This is a genomic window from Pseudomonas fluorescens (assembly GCF_902497745.1).
GTDB classification, from domain to species: domain Bacteria; phylum Pseudomonadota; class Gammaproteobacteria; order Pseudomonadales; family Pseudomonadaceae; genus Aquipseudomonas; species Aquipseudomonas fluorescens_BM.
On the sequence record NZ_CABVHJ010000012.1, the window covers coordinates 178,814 to 195,343 of the forward strand.

Consider the following 16,530-nt stretch of genomic DNA (forward strand, 5'->3'; position numbering starts at 1 on the left):
GATCCTCAGGCGAACAAACGGTCGGTGTTGATAAAGCCGCGCTCATTTTCCGGGCGCGAGGTGCGGCAGTGTTCGGCGACGCTGGCGTCGGCGTTCATCCAGCTCAGCTTCAGCGGTTTTGGCGCGTATTCCGGCGCCGGATCCATCGGGTGTTGCAGCGCGGTGAGCACCACCAGCGTGTCCATCGGTGCGTACAGTTCGATGTAATCGCCAGCCTTGGAATTGCCCTCGATGAAATGGAAGCGCCCGGCCTCATCGACGTTCACGCGGCTGAACAGATTGAGCGTCATCAGCAGATCGGACAGGCCCAGCCCCCACTTGCCGAGCTCCACCAGCAGGTTGTCGGTGCCGTTGCGGAAGAAGCCGTTGCGCAGTTCCTGATAGCGGCCCTGACCGTACTTCTGCGCGACTTCTTCGGCGCAGAGCACGCCGCCGAGGCTGTCGCTCCAGCCGCAGGTGTCGGCGGTGATTGCGGCGAGTACTCGGCCCATGTCCGAGTACAGGCAATGGCCGGCGGTGAGCTTGGCGGTATGTTGGCATTTGAGGCTGTCGGGCAGGTTCAGCCGTTCGGTTTTTTCATTGGCGTTGAGCAGGGTCAGGCTGACGTTGGCGCCGCCGCGCAGATCGGTCAGGCGCAGCAATTGGCCGCGCTTCAGCACGAAGGAACGGTGGCCGCCGCCGGGGAGCATTTCTTCGGCGAACGTTGGGAACAGTTGGGTCGAATCAGTCATCGGCTTATTCATCGGAGCAGTCCTCTCAAGCGGTGCGAAGGGCGCCTGCCAGTGGCAACGGCAGGGCGTCGACGGCGGCGCGTTGGGCGCGGCGGTCGCTGTTCAAAGGGATGTCGTAGGTGATGCGTGCGCCATAGGCGCCGGGGGCGTGCGGGTCGAGGCGCACCTTGTCGAACACCAGCAGACGGGTGCCGAGGCTGAAGCCTTCGGATAAGTCATGGGTGACCATGAACACGGTCAGTCTGGTCTCGCGCCACAGCTCCAGCAGCAAGGCGTGCATGTCTTTGCGGATGCCCGGATCGAGCGCGCCGAACGGTTCGTCGAGCAGCAACACGCGCGGCTTCATGATCAGTGCCTGGGCAATCGCCAGACGTTGCTGCATGCCGCCGGACAACTGCGCCGGGTATTTGTCCAGCGCATGGCCGAGGCCGACTTTGTCCAGCAATGCCGCAGCCTGTTCGCGCGCCTCGCGTTTGGCGCTGCCGAACAGCCGACCGAGCAACGGCGCACGCGGCAATTCGAGGCCGAGGGCGACGTTGTCGAGCACGCTCAAATGCGGGAACACCGAGTAGCGCTGGAACACCACGCCACGGCTGGCATCCGGCTCGCTGGCCAGCGGCTGACCGTCGAGCAGGATCTCGCCGCGACTCGCCGTTTCCTGACCGAGCAGCAGGCGCAGGAAGGTCGATTTACCGCAACCGGACGCGCCGACCAAAGTGCAGAATTCACCCTCGTTGACGCTCAGGTTCAAGCCTTCCAGCACGACCTGATCGGCGTATTGCTGCCAGACGTTTTTTACCGTGATGAAGCTCATTTGGCCGCCCCCTCGTACCAAGGGAAGGCGCGACGGGTCAGGTATTTCAGGCCCCAATCCATCAGCCAGGCGAGGAGGGTGATCCACACCACATACGGCAGAATCACGTCCATCGCCAGATAGCGTCGCACCAGAAAAATCCGGTAGCCGAGGCCGTCGGTGGAGGCAATCGCTTCGGCGGCAATCAGGAACAGCCACGCCGAGCCGAGCATCAGCCGCAACGAGATCAGCAAGCGTGGCAGTAACTGCGGCAGTACCACGCGCAGCATCAGCGTCCAGGTCGAGGCGCCGAGGGTCTGCGCCTTGATCAGCAGTTCGACGGGAATTTCCCGCGCACGCTGTTCCAGATCACGAGCAAGCGCCGGGGTGATGCCGATGACGATCAGCATGACTTTCGACAACTCGCCCAGACCGAAGACGATGAACAGAATCGGCAGGATCGCCAGCGGCGGCACCATCGACAGCACCGTCAACAGCGGCGACAGTGGTGCGCCAAACAGCGGCAACGTGCCGGCGGCGATGCCCAGGCACAGCCCGGCCAGTGCAGCGATGCCGAGACCAATGGCCAGTCGTCGCAGACTCGACGCGGTGTCCTGCCACAACAGGTAGTCACCGGTGCGGCTGTCGGCATTCAAGGCCAGACGTTTCACCGCGTCGCTCATCTGTACGGCGCTGGGCAGCAGTTTGTCGTTGGGGTTGTCCGCCAGGCGCTCGGCCGAGCCCATGAAATAGGCGAACAGCAACAGAGCGAACGGCAGAATCACCAGCAACAGGCGACTGGGGCGATCCGGGTGGCGATTGATCAGGCGCATGGCCAAATCCTCCGTGGCTTACAGCTTGGCGTCGGCGGCCATCTGCACGTAGGTCGGATCGAAACGCAGCTTGAGGTTGCCGGTATCGCCACTGGTCACGCCGTTGGCGAAGGCCATGCCGACCGCGCTGGTGTCTTTCGCGCCTTCACCGAGCAAGCCGTGCTGGAAGGAGAATTCGGCGACCTTGCGCATGGTTTCCGGCAGTTGCTTGCTGGTGGCGAAACTCAGCGCTTCGCTCGGTGTGGCGAACAGTTTGGTGGTGTCGAGTTGCGCTTGGAATCCGGCCAGATCAGTGCCTGAGGCCTTGGCCATGTGCTCCAGCGCGGCTTTGCTCGCAGCGTTCTTGGCGTTCATCAGCTCGACCACTTCGAACCACGCCCCGGTCAGCGCTTTGCCCAGCGCCGGGTTGTCTTTGAGGGTGGCGCTGTTGACCACCATCATGTCCATGATCTCGCCGGGAATCTGGCTGGAATTGAACACCTCGGTCACACCCGGTTTGGCCTTGATATCCGAGAGCATCGGGTTCCAGGTGGTCACGGCGTTGACCTGTTCGGTGTTGAAGGCGGCAGAGATATCGGCGTCGGAAGTGTTAACCACTTTCAGGTCTTTTTCGGTCAGATCGACCGAGTCCAGTGCGCGAGCCAGCAGGTAGTGCGAGACCGACAGTTCGACCAGATTGACGTCCATGCCCTTGAGGTCGGTGACCTTTTTGCCGTCGCCCTTGAGGACAATGCCGTCGTTGCCGTTGGAGAAATCGCTGACGATCAGCGCGGTGCTGTCGACGCCGCCAGCGGCCGGAATGGTCAGCGCATCCATGTTGGTCATGGTGCAGCCGTCGAACTGGCCGGCGGTGTACTGGTTGATCGATTCGACGTAGTCATTGAGCTGCACGACGTCGATCTTGATCCCGTACTTCTTCGCCCATTTGTCGACGATGCCCTGGCTGCCGGCGTATTCCCATGGCATCCAGCCGGCGTAAATCGTCCAGCACACGCTGAAGTGATCTTTCTGAGCGGCGGGGGCTTGGCTGCTGATGAGCGCGGCGAATGCGGCGGCGAGCAGGGCGGGCAGACGTAGTCGGGTCATGGTGGTTTCTCCAGTTGATCGAGGACGGACAGGAAGGCAACGCGGCACCGCGAACGGTGGCTTGTCTCCCGGGCTTTTGTCCCGCCGTGTAACCTCAACTGGAGGTCGCCAACTCTCGGACCAGCCACTCGCGATTGCGAGCCGGAACCCTAGTCAGCCATTGCAAATTGTGGTGCCGCGAACCTGTGATGACTCCTGCACGGGTTTGCTAAAGCGAGAGGCGTGCCAAGTCGCGTCAGGCGCTCTGGTACGGGCGCGTGGGTTGCTTAGGGTTGGCGGCGAGGGCGCTGAGGTGCTTTGTGTTGGTGCGCGGCTGCACCGTGATGCAGCGTGTTCGCCGCTGATCCGATGGTTTTGGTGTGTTGGCACTCGGCATGGCTTCTTCAGTCAAAACAGATGTCAGCCGGTCTGTGCCGACTGCTGTCGCAGGTCTTTCAGGAGGCCGCCATGCTTATTCAAAAAACGTTGCGACGAGTGCTGCTGGGAGCGGTGCTCGGGTTGGGTCTGTCCGGCTGTTATTACTACGCCGGACCCTACGGCGGTTACCCCGCTACTTACTACTATCCCGGCTATTACTCACCTTATTCCTACGGCAGTTATTACGGCCCGCGCTACTACGGCGGCGCCCGTTATTACTACGGTGGCTACGGTTATCGCGGCGGTTACGGGCGGGGTTATCACGGCGGCGGATATCACGGTGGGCACCATTAATCAGCGGCTGAATGACGGCATTTTTGCGGATGAACAAGGTTTCATACATCACTTGTTTCAACTTGTTGCAGGAACGCACCAGATGCCGAAAACGCTGTCTGATTTTTCGACAGTCACCGATTAAATGACTGTCGCCTGCCAGCGTCGCTGGTGTGGCCAACCCGCGGTCCAGGAGGCCGCCATGTATAGACGAATTCTTCTGCTTGCTGCGTTGATGTTTTCCGTTGCCGGTTGCGTCCCGTACTCCTACGCGGACTCGTATTACAGCTCAGAGGTCTACACCTCACCTGCACCGGCCTACTACAACACGGGTGGCACGTATTACAACGGTGGCAGCAGGTATTACGCGCAGCCACGCTATTACCAGCCAGCCCCGCGGTATTACCAGCAACCGCGCTATTACCAATCGGCGCCGCGTTACTATCAACCGGCCCCGCGTCATTATGAAAGTCGTCGCTGGCACGGCAATGATCGCGGGCGTTGGGACGGCCACCGTCGCGGCGGTTGGGATAACGATCACCGCGGTCGTGGCAACTATGATCGACACAGCGGGCGCGGTGACCACAATGGACGTGGCAACCGCTGGTAATCACCCGCAAATGAAAAGCGGCGCTTTGAGCGCCGCTTTTTTTGTGCCCGGATTTTAATACTGCGTCAAATCCGCCAACGGATGCCGCCCCTCCCAGACCTTGTGAAAGTGCGCCTCAACCACCGCATCCGGCACATTGTTGATGTCCGGCCAGTGCCAGTGCGGCTTTTGATCCTTGTCGATCAGGCGCGCGCGAACCCCTTCGCTGAACTCCGGGTGCCGGCAGCAATTGAGGCTCAGGGTGTATTCCATCTGAAAGACTTCGGCCAGTGACATGTGCCGAGCACGGATGATCTGTTCCCAGACCAGATGCGCGGTCAGCGGCGAGCCTTCGCTCATGGTTTTCTCTGCCCGGGCGATCAACGGATCGCTGCTGTCGCGTTGCAGGCTGATGGCTTTCCACGCGCAGGTGACGTCGCTGACGTCGAGCAACTCATCAATCTGCTGACGACGCGGCAGCCACTGCGCTTCAGGCATCTGCGCCACGGCTTCCTGCTGCAACGCCTTGAGCAGGCTGTTGAGTTGCACGTCGATCTGTTCCTGCCAATTCAGCTGCAGCAGGCCTTCGATCAGTTGTGGCTGCTGTTCGTCGAGCAGGAAGCGGTCGGCCAGATCCAGATCGATCGCATCACGAGCGTTCATGTGCGCGCCGGTCAGGCCCAAAAACAAACCGAGCCTGCCCGGCAGCCGTGCGAGAAACCAGCTGGCGCCGACGTCCGGATACAGACCGATGGTGATTTCCGGCATCGCCAAGCGGCTGCTCGGTGTGACAATCCGCGTACTCGCCCCTTGCAGCAGGCCCATGCCCCCACCGAGCACATACCCGTGGCCCCAGCAGATCAACGGTTTCGGGTAGGTGTGCAGGCTGTAATCCAGGCGATACTCCGCGCTGAAAAACTGCGCGGCCAGCGGCGGTACTTCGCCGGGATGGGCGCGACAGGCCTCCACCAGGCTGCGTACCTCGCCGCCAGCGCAGAACGCTTTGGCGCCATTACCGCGCAGCAGCACGCAGACGATTTGCGCATCCTTGGCCCAGGCGTTCAACTTGTCGCTGAGGGCGTTGATCATCGGCAAAGACAGCGCATTCAGCGACTTTTCAGCATCCAGGCTGGCGATACCGATGCGGGCGCCGTCGGTGCCGGTGAGTTCTTCGAAGTGCAGATTCATCGTGACCTCGATCGGGAATTTGAACGATCAGTATGATCGTTGTGTGGGAAAGTGCCGGATCTGCGTCAGATCAATTGACAAGCGTGGTCGGCTTTCCTAGGGTTCGCCCCATTGTTTTTGCCGGGTATGACCATGACTGCTGACGACCGTATCAAACTCGAACCGAGCTGGAAGGAGGCACTGCGTGCAGAATTCGACCAGCCTTACATGGCAGAGTTGCGCCAGTTTCTGCAGCAGGAGCGGGCGGCCGGCAAGGAAATCTATCCGCCGGGGCCGATGATTTTCAATGCCTTGAATTCAACACCGCTGGATAAAGTGAAGGTGGTAATCCTCGGCCAGGATCCGTATCACGGCCCAGGCCAGGCCCATGGCCTGTGCTTCTCGGTGCAACCGGGCGTGCCGGCGCCGCCGTCGCTGGTCAACATCTATAAAGAGTTAAAGCGCGACCTGAACATCGACATTCCCAATCACGGTTACCTGCAGAGCTGGGCCGATCAGGGCGTGTTGATGATCAACACGACCATGACCGTCGAGCGCGCCAACGCCAATGCGCACAAGGACAAGGGCTGGCAGTTTTTCACCGACCGGATCATTGAACTGGTCAGTGAACGGCAGCCGCACCTAGTGTTCATGCTCTGGGGCGCCCATGCGCAGAGCAAGCAGAAGCTGATCGACGCGACCAAGCACCTGGTGCTGACGTCGGTGCATCCGTCGCCGCTGTCAGCGTATCGCGGGTTTCTCGGTTGCGGGCATTTCAGCCGGACCAACAAGTTTCTCGAGCAGAATGGCGAGACGCCGATCGAGTGGCGTTTGCCGCCGATTTGATGCGCTGACTGAGCCGGCCCCTTCGCGAGCAGGCTCGCTCCCACATTGGTTTTGCGGCGTTTCACATGACCAATGTGGGAGCGAGCTTGCTCGCGAAGAAGGCAACTCGGTCTTGCAGACTTACTCGGGATTACGATTCCAATACTTGAACAACGGCTCCGCCAAAAACAGCACAAACAGCAACCGCATCACCTGCATCGCCGTCACCAGCGGTACTGACAATTGCAGCGTCTCCGCCGTCAGACTCATTTCGGCAATCCCGCCGGGCATCATGCCCAACGTCAGTGAACGCAAATCCAGATGAGTCAAAGCACTCAGCCCCAACGCCGCCAATGTCGCGATCAACATGGTCAACGCCGTGCCAATCAACGTCCGGCCCATGAATGAAGGCGCACGCCGGAAGAACTGCCGGTTGAAGTGGCAACCCAAACCGCTGCCAATCAGCCACTGGCCAATCTGACTTCCACCATTGGGCAAACCGATGTGCAAATCCCAGCCAATGCTCACCGCCGCACTCACCAGCAACGGTCCGAACAGCCACGGATTGGGTTGGCGCAAACGCTGCCAGAGCCAGGCGAGCACACCGCCCGCCGGAAACAGAATCGCCAGCCAGCGCCAATCGACGCTGCCGGCATGAGAAATCGGATTGCCGTCGCCCAGCAGATACTTGAACGCCGCCGGCACGCACAACACCACCACCAGCACCCGCAAACTCTGCCCCGCCGCGACGTGGCTGAGCATCGCGCCATTACGCGCGCCAAGGTTGACCATCTCCCCGGAACCGCCGGGCATACTTGAGAAAAACGCCGTGGCGCGATCCTCGCCGGTGCGGCGCATCAACCACACGCCGACCACTGCCGACAGGCTGGTGACCAGTGCGCCGAAGAAGATCAAACCGAAATGACTGAGCACCTGCTCCATCACCACCGGGGTGAAGTGCAGGCCGATGCCGATGCCGACGATCCACTGGCCGCACTTGCGGCCGCCAGGGATTTCCGTGAGTTGCCACGGGGTCAGGCAGCGCACGAGGATGATCGCCAGCAACGAGCCGACCATCCACGGCAGTGGCCAGCCGATCTGGCTGGCGAGGTAACCGCCCAGCAGACCGACCAGCGGGGTTCCCCACCAGGATTTCAGTGAGGCGCGATCAAACATCGGCGATGGCGCGACGCGCGACCGAACGTTTGCGCCAGATGCGGATCAGCGGGAAGGCCAGCATCAGCGCGGTCAGCACCCAGACACCGAAAGTGATCGGGCTCGACCAGAGGATTTCCAGCGCACCGTTGGAAATCGACAGCGCCCGACGCAGGTTCTGCTCCATCAGACCGCCGAGGATGAAGCCCAGCAGTACCGGCGACAACGGGAAGTCGAGCTTGCGCAGGATGTAGCCGAAGATACCGATGCCGACCATCAGGAACAGGTCGAAGGTGGTGGCGTGCACCGCATAAACGCCGATCCCGGTGATGATGGCGATCACCGGCACCAGTGCCCAGTTTGGCACCGCGAGGATGCGGGTGAAGATGCGGATCATCGGAATGTTGAGGATCACCAGCATGATGTTGGCGATGAACAACGAGGCGATCAGGCCCCAGACGATGTCAGGTTGTTGCTGGAATAGCAGCGGGCCCGGAGTGATGTTGTACAGCGACAGGGCGCCGATCATCACCGCGGTAGTGCCCGAACCTGGCACACCCAGTGTCAGCATTGGCACCAGCGCACCGCAGGCCGACGCGCCAATGGCAGTTTCCGGTGCGGCGAGGCCGCGGGCATCACCCTGACCGAATTTGCCACTGGCACCGGCGATGCGTTTTTCGGTCATGTAAGCCACGGCGCTGGCCAGCGTCGCGCCGGCACCCGGCAACACGCCCATGATGAACCCGAGCAGGCCGCAACGGATGTTCACCACGAACACCGACGAGGCTTCCTTGAAGTTGAACATCATGCGGCCGGTGGCTTTCACCGCTTCCTGGCCGCGATGGGTTTTCTCCAGCAGCAACAGAATCTCACTGACCGAGAACAGGCCCAGCACCAGCACGACGAATTGGATGCCGTCGGTCAGGTGAATGTTGTCGCCGGTAAAGCGGTAAACGCCGCTGTTGGCGTCAATGCCGACGCTCGACAGGAACAGGCCGATCAACGCCGCGATAAAAGTTTTCAAAGGTCGATCCCCGGCCATACCGCCGAGGCAGACAATCGCAAACACCATCAACACGAAGTATTCCGCCGGCCCGAAGGCGATCGCCCATTTCGCCAGCAGCGGCGCGAACAGCACCATGCCGCAGGTGGCGATAAATGCGCCGATAAACGAACTCCATGCCGACAGCGACAGCGCCACACCGGCCAGACCTTTGCGGGCCATCGGGTAGCCGTCGAGGGTGGTCATCACGGTCGACGCCTCGCCCGGAATGTTCAGCAGGATCGAACTGATCCGGCCTCCGTATTCGCAACCCAGATACACCGCTGCCAGCAGGATCAGTGCTGACTCCGGCGGCAGGCCGAGGGCGAAAGCAATCGGAATGAGCAAGGCCACGCCGTTGATCGGGCCGAGGCCCGGAAGCAGGCCGACGACGGTGCCGATCAGCGTGCCGGTCAGGGCCGTGACCAGGTTGTACGGGCTCAGCGCGACGCCGAAGCCTTGACCCAAATAACCGAGGGTATCCATATCAGTTCTCCAGCACGTCGAGCAGGCCAAGGGGCAGCGGAACGTCCATCACACGGTCGAACAGCAGGTACAGACCGATGGCCATCAGCGTGGTGACCACGATGCTCGGCATCCAGCGACCGCCATACAGGCGCGCCATCGGAATGCCGATGAGGATGCTGCTGAGGATGAAACCCAGCGGTTCGAAGAGGCCGGCGAACACCAGCAGCAGTGCGACGCAAATGGCGATCTTGGTCAGGGTTTCGCGATCCAGTGGCGGCTCGTCATCGCTGTGTTTGATCGGCGCCGGGCGAAACACCATGTACAACAGTGCTGCGCCCATCAGGCCAAGCATCAGCAGAGGGAAGGCGCGTGGGCCGACCGGTTCGTAGGAAAAAGCCGCTTGGTACGGCCACGCCATCAATGCCAGGCCGGCGCAAACCAGCAACAGCACTGAGGCGAAAATGCGTTGAATAAGCATGGGAGCTCCTGTGCCGCGTCCCCGTCACCGGGAACGCAGCCGCTAGACAGAGACGATCACTGAATCAGGCCGAACTCTTTGGCCAGCACTTTGTAGTCCGCGACTTGCTTCTTCACGTAGGTGTCCAGCTCCACGCCAGTCATGGCGAACGGGAACAGTTCACGCTGATCGCGCAGCTTGGCGAACTCATCGGAGGCCAGCAGTTTGTCGAACGAGTCTTTCCACCAGGCGTAGTCTTCATCGCTGACTTTTGGCCCGAGGTAGAAGCCGCGCACCACCGGCCAGACGATGTCGTAGCCTTGCTCGCGAGCGGTCGGAATGTCTTTCATTTCCGGCTCATCAAGACGCTTGTCGGCAAACACCGCGAGCAGACGCATGTCGCCGCTCTGGATGTGCGGCATGGAGTCGGAGATGTCAGTACTGCCGACCTGGATGTGACCGCCGAGCAGAGCGGTAGCGATTTCACCGCCGCCTTCTAGGGCGACGTAACGCAGGTCGCGCGGGTTGATCCCGGCAGCCTTGGCGATCAGTGCAGTTTGCATCCAGTCCTGGCTGCCGACGGTGCCGCCGGAACCGATCACCACCGAGCTTGGATCTTTCTTCAGTGCCTGAACGAGATCGTCGAGAGTCTTGTAGGGCGAATCGCTTTTCACCGCGATGGCGCCGTAGCTGGTGCCGACCGCTGCCAACCAGCGCACGTTGGTCTCATCGAAACGACCGAACTTGCCCTGGGCCAGGTTGAGCAAAGAACCACTCGACCACGCCACCAGCGTGCCGGCATCCGCCGGACGTTGCGCGACCACGGCGTTGTACGCCACTGCACCGACACCGCCGGGCATGTAGGTCACACGCATCGGTTTGCTCAGCAGTTTCTGGTTGACCAGTGCACTCTGCACCAGTTTGCAGGTCAGGTCGAAACCACCGCCGGGGGAGGCCGGGGCGATGCATTCCGGACGTTTCGGTTCGGCCATCAGTTGGCCGGCAAACAGGATGCAACTGGCGGCCAGTGCAACTTTACGCAGTGACAGGTTCATTCGATTCTCCACGGGCATTGTTGTTATTCGACGTGTTTTTCACTTACGGGCATTTACCAAAGGGCAACGCTGTAGCTCACCAGCAAACGCACTTCGTCGGCATCGCGAGCCGAGTAGTTGGAGCGGTAAGTGGCATTACGCAAACGCACGGCGACATCCTTCAAAGCGCCGCTTTGTACTACATATTTGATCTCGGTGTTGCGCTCCCACTCTTTGCCTTCTTCACCGTTTTTGAGCTTGATGTTGTCACCGCTCAGGTAGCGGCTCATGAAACTCAGGCCAGGAATGCCGAGCTTGGCGAAGTCGAAGTCATAGCGAGCCTGCCAGGAGCGCTCTTCAGCACCGGCGAAATCGTTGATCTGCACGAAGTTGACCAGATACGGATCGCTGCCATCGACATACGGGAAGGCGCTGTCGCCGGACATGTGCTGATAACCGGCGCTGAACTTGTGGCCGCTCAGCGCGTAGCTGACCAGACCGTTGAGCGAGCGGTTGTCGATTTCGCCGCCACGGGCTGCGCCCTGGTCATCGCTGACGGCAAAACGCAGGTCAGTGGCAAACGTGCCGGGGCCCATCGGCCGCGAGGCCACAAGTCCAAAGAAGTGCTGGTTGTAGACTTCGTCGAGTTGGGCGAAGTGGTAACTGCCGGTGATCTTGTCGGTGAACTTGTAGTCGACGCCGCCAAAATCAAAGTGCTTGCCAGCGGCGGTGCCGGCAAAACGGCTGTTCTTGTTGTTGAGGGCGATGTCCTCGAAATCGGTGCTGTCGCGATCCTTGGCTTTCTCCAGTCGACCACCGGTGAAGGTCAGGTTCTTGATCTCTTTGGAGGTGAGCAAGCCACCTTCAAAGGTCTGCGGCAGGATGCGCCCGTCGTTTGGTTTGAGAATCGGCAGTTCAGGAATCAGGCTGCCGATTTTAAGTTCGGTGGCGGAGATTTTCACTTTGCCGGTCAGGCCGACTTTCGAGTATTCGTCTGCCGCGCGTCCGTCATCGTGGGTCGGCAGCAGGCCGGTGCCGGTGCGGTCCGGGCTTGAATCGAGTTTGACGCCGAGCATGCCTAAAGCATCGACACCGAACCCGACGGTGCCATCGGTGTAACCCGATTGCAGATTGAGCATGAAGCCCTGAGCCCATTCGTCACGCTTGGATTGCTGAGCACTGGTGCCATCGCGAAAGTCGCGGTTGAAATACATGTTGCGGGTTTCGAAGGTGGCGCTGCTGTCTTCAATGAAGTCGGCAAAACTCAGCGGCGAAAAACCGGCAAGAGCGGCGGCACTGGCGAGGGCGGTGTGGCTGAAACGGGAAGGGCGAACAGGCGTGAATGCCTGAGGCTGCATGGACGGCATGCGGGTGTACTCCGTTTATTGTTCTTATTGGTCGAAAACGCTTCGAGGCGTTTTTCTTTGCGCTGTGTGGCATCAGCGACGGCAGTCGGAACTGTCCGTGGGCCGACTTTAACCAGCTAACCTTTCGCTAACCTTTCAGCCGACTTTCAAGGTTTTCGGGCTTCACAGCGGCGGTTGCGGCTGTAAACTCCGCGGCAAAGCGTGGCGTTGGCCATCCCTGAACGAGGTAAAAATCCATGCGTGTCCTGCTCGTCGAAGACCATCTGCAACTGGCCGAAAGTGTCGCTCAGGCGCTCAAGAGCACCGGTCTGACCGTGGATGTGTTGCACGATGGCGTCGCTGCCGACCTGGCGCTGAGCAGCGAGGAATACGCCGTGGCGATCCTCGACGTCGGCCTGCCGCGCATGGACGGTTTTGAAGTCCTCGCGCGTTTGCGCGCACGCGGCAAGAATCTGCCGGTGCTGATGCTGACCGCGCGCAGTGATGTAAAGGATCGCGTCCATGGCCTCAATCTCGGTGCCGACGATTACCTCGCCAAACCTTTCGAGCTGACTGAGCTGGAAGCACGGGTCAAAGCCTTATTGCGTCGCAGTGTGCTCGGCGGCGAGCGCCAGCAGCGCTGTGGCGTACTCGCCTACGACCTCGATACGCGACGCTTTACCCTCGGCGAGGAGTTGCTGACGCTGACCTCTCGCGAGCAAGCCGTGCTGGAAGCGCTGATCGCCCGGCCGGGGCGGGTGATGAGCAAGGAGCAACTGGCCGCGCAAGTATTCGGTCTTGATGAAGAGGCCAGCCCCGACGCCATCGAAATCTACGTGCATCGCTTGCGCAAGAAACTTGATGGTCAACCCGTCGCCATCGTGACTTTTCGTGGTCTCGGTTACCTGCTGGAAAGCCGCGATGCATAAGCCCAGCAGCCTGCGCTGGCGCTTGCTGTGGAACCTCGCGTCGCTGCTGGTGGTGTTGATGCTTGCCAGTGGCTTGAGCGCGTACTGGAATGGTCGCGAGGCCGCCGACACTGCCTACGACCGCACGCTGTTGGCCTCGGCGCGAACCATCGCAGCGGGTCTGTCGCAACGTGACGGCAGCCTTAGCGCCGACGTGCCTTACGTGGCTCTCGATACGTTTGCTTACGACAGCGCCGGGCGGATTTATTACCAGGTCAACGACATCCATCAGAAGCTGATTTCCGGCTACGAAAATCTCCCCGGCCCACCACCCGGCACGCCGCGCACCGACAGTTACCCGGCGCTGGCGCGCTTTTACAATGCGACCTACAACGGCCAGAACGTGCGCGTCGTCAGCCTGCTGAAAGCGGTGACCGAGCCGAACATGAACGGCATGGCGGAAATCCGCGTGGCTGAAACCGACGAGGCGCGGGTGAGCATGGCCCGCAGTCTGGCCGCCGATACTTTGCTGCGCCTGGGTATGTTGGCGATCGGAGCGTTGCTGCTGGTGTGGTTCGCGGTGAGTGCAGCTTTGCGCCCATTGGAGCGTTTGCGCACAGCGGTGGAAGAGCGACAGCCCGACGACTTGCGCCCGCTGCCATTGGTTGAAGTGCAGCATGAGCTGTGGCCGTTGGTTCGTGGACTCAACCATTTCACCGAACGCCTGCGTGGTCAGTTTGAACGGCAGGCGCAATTCATTGCCGATGCGGCGCATGAGTTGCGCACGCCATTGGCAGCACTGAAAGCGCGGCTTGAATTGGGCCTGCGCTCGAACGAACCCGAGACGTGGCGCACAACCTTGGAATCCTCGGCGCAAAGCACTGATCGCCTGACCCATCTGGCCAATCAGTTGCTGTCGCTGGCGCGTGTCGAAAACGGTGCCCGGGCGATCGCCGAGGGCGGTGCGCAGTTGCTCGATCTGAGCCAGTTGGCCCGGGAGCTGGGCATGGCCATGGCGCCACTGGCGCACAAGCGCGGGGTGGCGCTGGCGCTCGAAGCGGATGAACCCGTCTGGCTGCGCGGTGAGCCGACGTTGCTCAATGAGTTGCTGAGCAATCTGGTGGACAACGCTTTGGCGCATACGCCACCGGGCGGCAACGTGATTTTGCGGGTAACCGCGCCGGCAATACTTGAAGTGGAAGATGACGGCCCGGGCATTCCGCTGGAAGAGCGCGATCGGGTGTTCGAGCGGTTCTACCGGCGCAATCAACAGGTGGCAGGTTCAGGGTTGGGGCTGGCGATTGTCGGCGAGATCTGCCGGGCGCATCTGGCCCAGATAACTTTGCACGATGGCGAGCAGGCGGGGTTGAAGGTGCGGGTCAGTTTTATTGCCGGGTGATTGTGGTGGTTTTGCTGGCCCCTTCGCGAGCAGGCTCGCTCCCACAGGGGGCATGCATTTCAATGTGTGAATCAGCTGTGCTCCCACAGGGGAATGCATTTCGTTGTGGGAGCGAGCTTGCTCGCGAAGGGCGCGCCTCGGTCTCGAATCAGTAAAACATCGTCCGCGATTCTTCCAGATCGTCACACAGCGCTTTGTTCTCCTGATCGATCCCAAGCTTCCGGAACGCCGGAACTGTCATTGGATCAATCCGCGCAAACGGATGATCAGTGTCCTTGTGGCAATACAGGCTCGCCACCTGCACCAGATCGACGTAATCAATGGCCGTCGAGTCGCGTTTGAAGTCCTGATAGCGCCCCGGCAACTCTACCAGTCGCTCGGGGAACTCCCAGACCCGCAGCAGCTTGTCGCCCAGAATCGGGTGTATATGATCGATCACGTGGTTGAGGCTGACCGGGTCCGACAGCAGTTCGTAGTGGTCTTCGGCGTAGGTCAGAATCGGCAGCACGCCGATCTGATGCACCAGCCCGCCGAGGGCAGCCTGATCGGGTTTGAGCTGCGTGTAGCGGCGGCACAGGGCGTAACTGACCCCGGCAATTTCCAGGCTCTTGCGCCAGACCTCGCGCATCTTCTGTTCGACCACTTCGGAGCGGGCGTGGAAGATCTGCTCCATCACCAGGCCGATCGCCAGGTTGCTGCTGTAGTTGATGCCCAGCCGGGTGATGGCAGTGTGCAGGTCGGTGACTTCCTGCGCGGCGCGCAGCAGCGGGCTGTTGACCACTTTGATCAGGCGCGCCGACAGCGCGGTATCACGGCCGATCACTTTGCTCAGGTCGCTGACGCTGATCTCCGGGTCTTCAGCGGCCTTGCGAATCTGCAGGGCCACTTCCGGCAACGTGGGCAGAACCAGGTCATCGTTATCGATGGCCTCAACCAAATCCTGTTGGACTTTTTCCGCCAGTTCGCTCATTTAAACTCTCTAGGGTGTAGCAACAAATGCTGCGATCAGCGCTGGATTTCGCGGTCGCGATCCAGTTCGTAAGGCAGGTCGAGCAGATGCAGCGCGGGACCTTCGAGGGTGCCCAGATGCAAATCACCGGCTTCGGCAGCTTCGGCCTGCAGCACCGCCAGGAGTTCAATGTTTTGCCCGGCCTTGGCGGCCATCACCACTTCGCCGATGGAGCTGTTGTGGCTCGGCGCAAACAGTTGTGTGCCAGGTTCCGGCAAATCAGCAGCGTCCAGGCTCAAGCGATACAAACGACGCTTGAGTTTGCCCAGATACTGCATGCGCGCAACGATTTCCTGGCCGGTGTAACAGCCTTTCTTGAAACTCACACCGCCGACGGCTTGCAGATTGAGCATCTGCGGGATGAACAGCTCGCGGGTGCTCGGCATGACCTGGCCGATACCGGCGCGGATTTGACCCAGCAACCATTGATTCAGCTCGGTTTCAGGCAGGGCGGCGGACAATTTGGCTTTGATCGCGTCAGCCTGATCGACCGGTGCCCAGAGTTCGGCGCGATCGGGCGAGACGCGAATCGCGATCAGGCCTTCGTTACGCACGACGCTGTCGGTTTCGTCTGGCAAATTCAGGCCGAGGCTGCTCAGTGCGGCGTCGCCCGACCTCAGGCCGAAACGCACCCAAGCGGCACTTTCGTCGGTCAGTTTCGATTTGGAGAACACCGCGTACTTTTTCAGATCCGCCAGTTGCGGCTCGAGCAGCTCGCTGGCCATCGCCAGGACCACGCCGTCACCTTCGAGCAGAATGCGGAAGCTCGACTGCATCCGGCCCTTCTGTGTGCAGCGGGCGCCGAGGCTGGCGCGGCTGTCGCTCAGGTAATTGAGGTTGCAGGTCAACTGGCCTTGCAGGAATTTTCCGGCATCCGCGCCGCGAACCGCGAGAACGCCTTCATGAGACAGGGTGCAGAAAAAAGCAGAATCGGCCATGGGTCATCGCAGGGTAAATAGACTGGGGCACATCATAAGGGCGCATCGGTGAAATGGGTA

At 60.8% G+C, this 16,530-nt stretch carries 17 protein-coding genes and 1 riboswitch; of the genes, 5 read left to right on the forward strand and 12 right to left on the reverse strand.

Annotation, left to right across the window (positions count from 1 at the left end; genetic code table 11):
- Window positions 1-5 precede the first annotated feature (5 nt).
- From F8N44_RS19665 to F8N44_RS19680, 4 genes are read right to left on the reverse strand one after another with little or no spacing between them, the layout of a single operon-like run.
- The gene (locus F8N44_RS19665) at window positions 6-731 is read right to left on the reverse strand and encodes an urea amidolyase associated protein UAAP1 (RefSeq protein ID WP_150651492.1); all 726 of its coding nucleotides are present in this window, start codon (window positions 729-731) and stop codon (window positions 6-8) included.
- Between the two features lie 25 nt (window positions 732-756).
- Window positions 757-1,545 (reverse strand): ABC transporter ATP-binding protein, encoded by a 789-nt coding sequence (locus F8N44_RS19670; RefSeq protein ID WP_150651462.1) that lies wholly within the window; start codon window positions 1,543-1,545, stop codon window positions 757-759.
- The gene (locus F8N44_RS19675) at window positions 1,542-2,357 is read right to left on the reverse strand and encodes an ABC transporter permease (protein ID WP_038358319.1); all 816 of its coding nucleotides are present in this window, start codon (window positions 2,355-2,357) and stop codon (window positions 1,542-1,544) included. The genes F8N44_RS19670 and F8N44_RS19675 overlap by 4 nt, the downstream gene beginning before the upstream one ends.
- 18 nt (window positions 2,358-2,375) lie before the next feature.
- Window positions 2,376-3,443: a putative urea ABC transporter substrate-binding protein gene (locus tag F8N44_RS19680; RefSeq protein WP_150651463.1), complete on the reverse strand. Its 1,068-nt coding sequence runs from the start codon at window positions 3,441-3,443 to the stop codon at window positions 2,376-2,378.
- Window positions 3,444-3,506: 63 nt separating this feature from the next.
- A riboswitch (guanidine-I (ykkC/yxkD leader) is annotated at window positions 3,507-3,607 on the reverse strand.
- Between the two features lie 283 nt (window positions 3,608-3,890).
- On the opposite strand from F8N44_RS19680, the gene F8N44_RS19690 reads away from it, so the two are divergent.
- Complete coding sequence (locus F8N44_RS19690; RefSeq protein WP_150651464.1) at window positions 3,891-4,154, forward strand: hypothetical protein; 264 nt, start codon at window positions 3,891-3,893, stop codon at window positions 4,152-4,154.
- 181 nt (window positions 4,155-4,335) lie between these two features.
- Window positions 4,336-4,743 carry a hypothetical protein gene (locus F8N44_RS19695; protein WP_064388490.1) on the forward strand — a complete coding sequence of 136 codons (408 nt, stop codon included), beginning with the start codon at window positions 4,336-4,338 and terminating at the stop codon, window positions 4,741-4,743.
- A 54-nt stretch (window positions 4,744-4,797) separates the two neighbouring features.
- Here F8N44_RS19695 and F8N44_RS19700 read toward each other — a convergent pair whose 3' ends face one another.
- Window positions 4,798-5,910, reverse strand: coding sequence for an enoyl-CoA hydratase/isomerase family protein (locus tag F8N44_RS19700; RefSeq protein WP_150651465.1), 1,113 nt, complete (start codon window positions 5,908-5,910; stop codon window positions 4,798-4,800).
- A gap of 132 nt (window positions 5,911-6,042) precedes the next feature.
- Here F8N44_RS19700 and ung point away from each other — a divergent pair, with 132 nt between their 5' ends.
- Window positions 6,043-6,735, forward strand: a complete 693-nt coding sequence (gene ung / locus F8N44_RS19705; protein WP_007911441.1) for a uracil-DNA glycosylase — start codon at window positions 6,043-6,045, stop codon at window positions 6,733-6,735.
- Window positions 6,736-6,855: 120 nt separating this feature from the next.
- Here ung and F8N44_RS19710 read toward each other — a convergent pair whose 3' ends face one another.
- From F8N44_RS19710 to F8N44_RS19730, 5 genes are read right to left on the reverse strand one after another with little or no spacing between them, the layout of a single operon-like run.
- Window positions 6,856-7,890 (reverse strand): AbrB family transcriptional regulator, encoded by a 1,035-nt coding sequence (locus tag F8N44_RS19710; protein WP_150651466.1) that lies wholly within the window; start codon window positions 7,888-7,890, stop codon window positions 6,856-6,858.
- Complete coding sequence (locus tag F8N44_RS19715) at window positions 7,883-9,397, reverse strand: tripartite tricarboxylate transporter permease (RefSeq protein ID WP_053118038.1); 1,515 nt, start codon at window positions 9,395-9,397, stop codon at window positions 7,883-7,885. The genes F8N44_RS19710 and F8N44_RS19715 overlap by 8 nt, the downstream gene beginning before the upstream one ends.
- Before the next feature lies 1 nt (window position 9,398).
- Window positions 9,399-9,857: a tripartite tricarboxylate transporter TctB family protein gene (locus F8N44_RS19720; RefSeq protein WP_095119119.1), complete on the reverse strand. Its 459-nt coding sequence runs from the start codon at window positions 9,855-9,857 to the stop codon at window positions 9,399-9,401.
- Window positions 9,858-9,913: 56 nt separating this feature from the next.
- A complete protein-coding gene (locus F8N44_RS19725; protein WP_150651467.1) occupies window positions 9,914-10,891 on the reverse strand; it encodes a Bug family tripartite tricarboxylate transporter substrate binding protein in 978 nt (325 codons plus the stop codon).
- 53 nt (window positions 10,892-10,944) lie between these two features.
- Complete coding sequence (locus F8N44_RS19730) at window positions 10,945-12,237, reverse strand: OprD family porin (RefSeq protein ID WP_064119693.1); 1,293 nt, start codon at window positions 12,235-12,237, stop codon at window positions 10,945-10,947.
- 236 nt (window positions 12,238-12,473) lie between these two features.
- On the opposite strand from F8N44_RS19730, the gene F8N44_RS19735 reads away from it, so the two are divergent.
- Entirely contained in the window at window positions 12,474-13,145 is a 672-nt protein-coding gene (locus F8N44_RS19735; RefSeq protein WP_007898613.1) for a response regulator, read from the forward strand.
- Window positions 13,138-14,523, forward strand: coding sequence for a sensor histidine kinase (locus F8N44_RS19740; protein WP_150651468.1), 1,386 nt, complete (start codon window positions 13,138-13,140; stop codon window positions 14,521-14,523). The genes F8N44_RS19735 and F8N44_RS19740 overlap by 8 nt, the downstream gene beginning before the upstream one ends.
- Window positions 14,524-14,671: 148 nt before the next feature.
- Here the strand turns inward: F8N44_RS19740 and F8N44_RS19745 are convergent, their stop codons facing one another.
- Together F8N44_RS19745 and F8N44_RS19750 are read right to left on the reverse strand one after the other, a co-directional pair.
- On the reverse strand, window positions 14,672-15,493 hold the full coding sequence (locus F8N44_RS19745) for an HDOD domain-containing protein (RefSeq protein WP_150651469.1): 822 nt from the start codon (window positions 15,491-15,493) through the stop codon (window positions 14,672-14,674).
- 35 nt (window positions 15,494-15,528) lie between these two features.
- Entirely contained in the window at window positions 15,529-16,470 is a 942-nt protein-coding gene (locus F8N44_RS19750) for a YgfZ/GcvT domain-containing protein (RefSeq protein WP_150651470.1), read from the reverse strand.
- Window positions 16,471-16,530 lie beyond the last annotated feature (60 nt).